General features: G+C 57.9%; 5 protein-coding genes and 2 pseudogenes. 2 read left to right on the top strand and 5 right to left on the bottom strand.

The window, feature by feature from the left end:
- The 3 genes from IF809_RS26740 to IF809_RS26730 all read right to left on the bottom strand — a co-directional run.
- The coding region (locus IF809_RS26740) for a carbamoyltransferase family protein (protein WP_462838994.1) at positions 1–1,474 on the bottom strand (1,474 nt) is incomplete at its 3' end.
- A gap of 3 nt (positions 1,475–1,477) precedes the next feature.
- Positions 1,478–1,630, bottom strand: coding sequence for a DUF5989 family protein (locus IF809_RS26735; RefSeq protein ID WP_441258690.1), 153 nt, complete (start codon positions 1,628–1,630; stop codon positions 1,478–1,480).
- 7 nt (positions 1,631–1,637) lie between these two features.
- Positions 1,638–2,039 (bottom strand): SxtJ family membrane protein, encoded by a 402-nt coding sequence (locus IF809_RS26730; protein WP_441258689.1) that lies wholly within the window; start codon positions 2,037–2,039, stop codon positions 1,638–1,640.
- A 377-nt stretch (positions 2,040–2,416) separates the two neighbouring features.
- Between IF809_RS26730 and IF809_RS26725 the strand changes: the two are divergent.
- Positions 2,417–2,482, top strand: a pseudogene (locus tag IF809_RS26725) (transposase); the annotation flags it as partial.
- 134 nt (positions 2,483–2,616) lie between these two features.
- Positions 2,617–3,640: pseudogene (gene tnpC / locus IF809_RS26720) on the top strand (IS66 family transposase); the annotation flags it as partial.
- A gap of 45 nt (positions 3,641–3,685) precedes the next feature.
- On the opposite strand, the gene IF809_RS26715 reads toward tnpC, so the two are convergent.
- Positions 3,686–3,943: a transposase gene (locus IF809_RS26715; RefSeq protein ID WP_441258688.1), complete on the bottom strand. Its 258-nt coding sequence runs from the start codon at positions 3,941–3,943 to the stop codon at positions 3,686–3,688.
- Positions 3,944–5,124: 1,181 nt separating this feature from the next.
- On the bottom strand, positions 5,125–5,364 hold the full coding sequence (locus tag IF809_RS26710) for a hypothetical protein (RefSeq protein ID WP_441258687.1): 240 nt from the start codon (positions 5,362–5,364) through the stop codon (positions 5,125–5,127).
- Positions 5,365–6,000: the final 636 nt, after the last annotated feature.

The following is a 6,000-nucleotide window of genomic DNA, read 5'->3' as shown; positions in this document are numbered from 1 at the left end:
AGTTCGTCGGCAGCGTCAGATGTGTATAAGAGACAGTGTATGGGCTGTCGGACTCCAGCTGAAACCACTCCGATACGTCCTCTCGCAGAACACTCGGCGCGAATGGACGGAAAGACTCGCGATATTTCACCTTGAGATTTAGCTGCTTCTGGACAGTTGGTGAGCGGGGGTCAGCGATGATGGAGCGACCGCCGAGCGCTCGCGGGCCAAACTCCATCCGACCCTGCATCCAACCAACCGCCTTACCGTCAACGAGAGCATGTGCGACATTGTCAATCAGTGCTTCGTCGGCTTCGATCGTGAATACCGCGCCGGCCCTTCCTAGGCTCTCTTCGATTTCGCACTGGCTGAACTCTGGCCCGAGATACGCGCCGTTCATGCTGTCGCCCGAATGGATGCTCCTGGGCTTTTCAAGCATGAGATGGTAGGCAGCGAGTGCTGCGCCCACTGCGCCGCCGGCGTCGCCGGCAGCCGGCTGAATCCAGATGTTATCGAAGAGCTCTTCGCGCAGGAGCTTTCCGTTTGCAACACAATTCAGTGCTACTCCTCCTGCGAGGCAGAGATTTCTCTGCCCCGTTGTGGTCCGGATTTCCCTTGCAAGCTTTAGGACAACCTCCTCGGTAATCGCCTGAATGGAGGCCGCCAGATCCATCTCCCTCTGCGTCAATCTAGCTTCCGGTCGTCTGGCCGGGCCACCAAACAGCTTATCGAACCGACCATTGGTCATCCTTAGTCCGGCACAATAATCAAAGAAGCTCATGTCCAGATGGAATGACCCGTCCTCTTTGATGTTGATCAGGTGCTCTTTTATCAGATGCACGTACTTGGGCTCGCCATAGGGCGCCAGTCCCATTACCTTGTACTCACCGGAGTTCACCTTGAACCCGGTGTAGTAGGTGAACGCTGAGTACAGCAGACCAATTGAATGCGGAAAGTGGATCTCCCTGTAGACCGATAGTTCCCTTCCCTTACCGATTGCAAGTGAGGTTGTCGCCCACTCCCCTACTCCATCCATCGTCAACACTGCGGCTTCGTGAAACGGCGAAGGGAAGAACGCCGACGCGGCGTGACTGAGATGGTGCTCTGAAAAGCGAAGTCGATTTGACCAATCAGTATCACACCCAAGATGTTCGTTCAGCGCTTCCGAAATCAGCCTTCTTTGAAACAGCTTGTCCTTTAACCAAACCGGCATCGACGTTGCGAAGCTCTTAAATCCCTTTGGCGCGAAAGCTAGATAGGTTTCAAAGATCCGCTCGAATTTGCTAAAGGGTTTGTCGTAGAAGACGACATAGTCGACGTCGGCTGGACATAGCCCTCGGGCGCTGAGACAGTAACGAGCTGCATAGGCAGGAAAGCCTGGATCGTGTTTTTTCCGCGTAAAGCGTTCTTCTTGCGCGGCAGCTACCAGTTCGCCGTCTGAAACGAGACAAGCGGCAGAGTCATGGTAGTAAGCTGAGATGCCCAGGATATTCATCGGTCAAAACAGCGCGTAAACAAACGGCGAAATGACAGAGCCTTGTGCCAGAACGAGCAGAGCGGCTATGACAACCATGAGAGCAACTAGAGGTGCGAGCCACATCTTTTTGCGAACTCGCATGAAAGCCCAGAGTTCCGTGATGAAGAGATACATCTGCGCCTCAGAACTGGTTTGTGAAAGACTGACCTGTCGGACATGGCGGGCTGCGAATGATCCAGTAGCTCGCGACCTGTCGTCGCTTCAAATGAAGCTCGTCGCGCCCGAGCAAGCGAGCGACGAAGGCAATCGGTGCTAGAAGCCCGAAATAAATGATACCCAGAACCAGCGGGCTCACTATCCGTCCTAGCAACTCGCCGAAGTAGAACCAGAGTAGGTTGAGCGGCGCGAGAATTCGCGGAACGGCCAATGCTATGCCGCCGAATGCGACACTGATCGCAAAGAGCGACACGTAAGCCGCAGCGGGGCGTCCCATGATGGCCGCGTATGCGCCCGACGCCAGAAATACGGCGCAGAATGTGACGCCGAAGCGTCGATTGGACGGCAATTTGGCCGGAACTCTCATGCTATGCCCCCTGCTACAGGTTCGGCGATGACGTCTCCGCAGCGCAGCGCGCTTGCGGATAGCCCTGCATGCGTCGTGCCAAAGGATAAAATCGCGTCAGAACAATACGATCACCCTGGCCGCACGCTCTGTCTCATGTCCAACATGTCGAAGATCCGACAATGAGTGCAGACGTAAAGTAAGCGGCAAAGAGACCCCGTCTGGCGGAGTGGGGAGCGATCGGCTATCGGCTGCGGAGTCTGTGAGCCGATGTGAGCTTCTATGTCTGTACCTAGTTCTGAAACTAGAACCGTCCATATGATCGAAGCGGTCGCCGAGCGTCTTGAGGGGCTCCGCGACAACTTCGCCGACGCTGGTCGGATGAGTTCAAGGCACAAGTGGTGGCAGAGGCGCTGGAGCCCGGCGCGAGTGTATCGGGGATCGCCCATCGGATCGGCATTCACCCGTCGCAGCTCTTCGCCTGGCGTCGCGATGCTCGGGCCGAACGAACTTACCCCTCGCAATCTTCGCGTCGCAAAGCCGCGATGGCGTGCATGTCACTGATCGAGATTGCCATTGGCGAGGTGGTCGTGCGCGCGAAGGAGACGTTCCGACGGAAGCGCTTCTGGCCCAGATCGCGGTCGCCAAATATGCCGACGGCCTGCCGTTCCACCGGCAGCAGGCTATCTACGCCCCGCGACAAGGCCGAGCTCGACCGTCAGCTGATGGCGCAATGGATGGGCAAGCTCGGCTTCGAGCTCGAGATCGTGGCCGACTACGTCTTCAGCGAGGTCAAGAAGGCCGAACGGGTCTTTGCCGACGAAACCACCTTGCCGACGCTCGCTCCGGGCTCCGGATCGACAAAGACGGCCTACTTATGGGCCTATGCCAGGGATGACCGAACGTTTGGCTGTAACGGTCCCCCGATCGTGGCTTATCGTTTTGAAGACAGCCACTCCGGCGAATGCGCGGTCCAGCATCTCAATGGTTATCGTGGCATCCTCCAAGTGGATGGCTATGCCGCCTATAACTAGCTCGCGCGAGATCCCGGCAATGATGGCATCACATTGGCTGGCTGTTGGTCACACAGCAGGCGCAAGTTCTACGAGCTGCGTGTTGCAGGGAGCTCGGAAGTGGCAACGGCGACGGTCGAGCGGATGGCAAGGCTCTGGCAGGTCGATAAATCCGTGCGCGGTCAAAGCCCCGACACCCGCGTTGCCGCGCGCCAGCAAGCCTCCGCGGCGATCGTCGCAGATCTCTTCGATTTCTGGCAGCAGACCTTGCGGCGGGTCTCCGACAAATCAAAACTGGCTGAGGCGATCCGTTATGCCGTCTCGCGCCGTACCATCTTCGAACGCTTCCTGACCCATGGCCGCATCGAGCTCGACTCCAATATCGTCGAAGGTGCCATCAGGCCACAAACAATCACGAGAAAGAATAGCCTCTTCGCTGGCAGCGACGGCGGCGGACGAACCTGGGCGACCATCGCAACGCTGCTGCAGACGGCGAAAATGAGCAACGTCGATCCGTTGGCTTGGCTTGCTCTCGCGCTTCAGCGTATCGCCAACGGCTGGCCGAGCAGCGAAATCGACGCGCTTATGCCATGGAACCACGCCGCCTGACCGCCTCAGCTTGCCGCTTACGGAACACCTTCACACCAGAGGGGTTCATGCCGAACGGACCGCCCGGATCACCCGCTGCAAATGCGCCTCGTCGACATCCACGCCGGCGCGCACGACCACCTCGCCAATGGCAATCTCGATCAGTGACATGCACGCCATCGCGGCTTCGCGACGCGAAGATTGCGAGGGGTAAGTTCGTTCGGCCCGAGCATCGCGACGCCAGGCGAAGAGCTGCGACGGGTGAATGCCGATCCGATGGGCGATCCCCGATACACTCGCGCCGGGCTCCAGCGCCTCTGCCACCACTTGTGCCTTGAACTCATCCGACCAGCGTCGGCGAAGTTGTCGCGGAGCCCCTCAAGACGCTCGGCGACCGCTTCGATCATATGGACGGTTCTAGTTTCAGAACTAGGTACAGACATAGAAGCTCACATCGGCTCACAGACTCCGCAGCCGACAGCCGATCGCTCCCCACTCCGCCAGACGGGGTCTCTTTGCCGCTTACACCTGACGAACGGGAATGCCGAAGTGGCCGCCGCACGCGTCGCGACGTATTTTGCTCGAACCGACCGGACGCCCCTTTCCGATTGCAGCTTCTACCACTACCGAGATCTCGTGTGAGCAAGTAACGCTGCACACAGCGGTTCCCCTTATTGCGCGGATAGGGACCAATTGTCTTGCACAGAGGCGGTTTTCTGAGCAAGCGCTAAAATCCTGCGCTTTGATTCCTGCTGCCGGAAGCTGAGCCGGTCGCCCGAATGCGGCAAGCACTGCGCTGCAGACACCACTCGTGCTCGAGACGGAAGAACTCGCGATTGCGCTACGCGGCGACCTCGCTGCGATCCTGCGGTTTGCGGAAGGCAAGAGGAACCCCGGCTTCCTTTCGGAGGCCGGGACTCTATTTGCTATCTCAAGCATCGGTGGTTGCGGGGAGGCGCAATACCCGATGCTTGCGAGATATCGTCCCAAACGCAAAAGGCTACCCTTCCGGGTCGCCTGGCAACTGGGGTTTGATTGAGCAGGAAATACCGAGGCTGGTTGCATGACCGTAAACTGACCAGCCATTGGCCTCTTATTCTCGGTTCGTGTCGCTAAGCACGGTCGTAATATGCGCAGGCGCATAAGGACGGCGAAGATTGCCTTATAGGCGGTGAAATTATGCGGGATGATGCGTTGCCGCGCATTTCGACGTGGCTTGAAGCAGCAGTCCCGGGAGATCGCCTCGGGAGCCTGTTCCAACGTCGTCCGGCACGGCGACCTAAGTTAGGGGGCGGAGCCTAAGCCTCAGAGCCGTCTAATCAACTTAGCGTTGTGACTCAGGCCGAGATTGTACCCGCGCGCTGCGGCAGCCACAGTCACTCCGGCGCGTCTGTCTTGAACAAATATCCGTACTCTGTGCACGACGATCTGTTGAAGCTGACGGGGTCGGCAAATTGTCAGGAAAGATGACGCCGCAACCGGCTGTTCTGGATCGGTGCTGATGCTTAGGAGCGAGGCGTCATCCAAGATGGAATTGGGTCAAGTGGCGTCCGATAAACTTCGGCATTCTCGTTGCTGGTCACCCGCACCGCACAGCCTTTGAACTTCAACTCCGGATGTACGATAGAAAGCTCGGTCGCCAGCTGCTGCGCCCGATCGGCCGCCAGCTCAATATTTTCAAGGATCAGCCCGCCCTGATTCTTGTACTCCTCGCCAATGACGAGGTCAAAAGAGTAATACGGCATTTCGAAAGTCTCCGACGGCTGGAGCAGTCCTTCGAGCGTATCTCACTGTTGGAGGGCGCCCTCGACCAGAGTTGTTTCGGAGCCGCGCCCAATATGTCGAGATCCCTCTGGTTGTTGAGCGCCGACTATCCCGGTCTGCTACCGCAGTCTATCGAGTCGCTCAGCCGAATTTCTTTAACATCCGAGCCTGCATCGAAGTAAACCTGCTTGAAGGTCCGCGACGGAAAGCTTTTGATGCGACCAATGGCTAGCCAAAACCTCCAATCATCATGAGGCAGGCGAAACCGCAACGCCGGAAAACTGCTGATAAGGCGAAAGATCGTGTTCAGTGAGAGCCAGGGCATGTTCAGGTTGCTAGGCGGTCTTTTGCCGCATGGCTAGCTTTTTCCATCATACCGGGGGCCAGGAGCTGCGTTCGTCGATTCGGAAGCTACATCGCACTCGCGTCTTAAGCTCAATGTGACCAAGCTCTGTGCCTTGTGGTGGGCTGCGTGCGCCTCGAGATGCGCCTCTTGGGGGTGCCTTGCCGCGTGAGCAACAAGTGGAGTTGCTCCGTATGCTCGCTCCTCATTGAGGGCTCGAGACCGAACGCAGCGCTTGAGGTTACTAAAACCACAAGCGCGTCCTCGCGCGTAA

The organism is Bradyrhizobium sp. UFLA06-24, from assembly GCF_054967145.1.
Note: the sequence above shows the minus strand (reverse complement) of the source record. Positions and strands in the feature narration are given on the sequence as shown.

Coding starts and splice junctions, on each gene's coding strand:
- IF809_RS26735 (WP_441258690.1), bottom strand. CDS start 1,630: ATGTATCTCTTCATCACGGAACTCTGGGCTTTCATGCGAGTTCGCAAA.
- IF809_RS26730 (WP_441258689.1), bottom strand. CDS start 2,039: ATGAGAGTTCCGGCCAAATTGCCGTCCAATCGACGCTTCGGCGTCACA.
- IF809_RS26710 (WP_441258687.1), bottom strand. CDS start 5,364: ATGCCGTATTACTCTTTTGACCTCGTCATTGGCGAGGAGTACAAGAAT.